Origin of the sequence: Pedobacter alpinus, assembly GCF_042684645.1 — a bacterium.
Lineage (GTDB): Bacteria > Bacteroidota > Bacteroidia > Sphingobacteriales > Sphingobacteriaceae > Pseudopedobacter > Pseudopedobacter alpinus.
On sequence record NZ_JBHULV010000053.1, the window covers coordinates 57,368 to 58,326 of the forward strand.

Below are 959 nucleotides of genomic sequence, written 5' to 3' on the forward strand. Positions count from 1 at the left end.
TTCCTGTTCCGCCTGTTGAGGTTAAGGTTACAGTGGAGGTTTCGCCGTTACATAAAATTGGGGTGTTTGCTCCTGATAAAGTTAATAATGCAGGTTCTGTTAGGCTAATCGGGAAAGTTTTGATGCAGTTGTTTTCGTCTTTTACAATGAATATGTATGTGCCTGCTGTTAGGTTTGCGAATGTGTTGCTTGCTTGGAATGTTGTGCCGTCTAAGCTGTATTGAAGATTTCCGGTGCCGCCTGTCCCTGTTAAAGTTACTGTAGAAGTTTCGCCGTTACATAAAATTGGCGTGTTCGCTCCTGATAAAGTTAATAATGCAGGTTCTGTAATGTTGATTGGAAAAGTTTTGATGCAATTGTTTTCGTCTTTTACCGTAAATGTATAATTGCCTGCTGTTAGGTTTGCAAATGTATTGTTCGCAAGGAATGTTGTGCCGTCTAAACTGAATTGAAGGTTTCCTGTTCCGCCTGTCCCTGTTAAAGTTACAGTGGATGTTTCGCCGTTACATAAAATTGGGGTGTTTGCTCCTGTTAAAGTTAATAAGGTCGGTTCTGTAATGTTGATTGGAAAAGTTTTGATGCAGTCGTTTTCGTCTTTTACCGTAAATGTATAATCTCCAGCGGTTAGATTGGCGAATGTGTTGCTTGCTTGGAATGTTGTGCCGTCTAAGCTGTATTGAAAATTTCCTGTTCCGCCTGTTGAGGTTAAGGTTACAGTGGAGGTTTCGCCGTTACATAAAATTGGGGTGTTTGCTCCTGATAAAGTTAATAATGCAGGTTCTGTTAGGTTGATTGGAAAAGTTTTGATGCAGTTGTTTTCGTCTTTTACAATGAATATGTATGTGCCTGCTGTTAGGTTTGCGAATGTGTTGCTTGCTTGGAATGTTGTGCCGTCTAAGCTATATTGAAGATTTCCTGTTCCGCCTGTCCCTGTTAAAGTAACTGTGGAGGTTTCCCCG

At 40.8% G+C, this 959-nt stretch carries 1 pseudogene; it reads right to left on the reverse strand.

From position 1 onward, the window contains the following. A pseudogene (locus ACFSSE_RS17025) lies at positions 1–959 on the reverse strand (hypothetical protein); the annotation flags it as partial.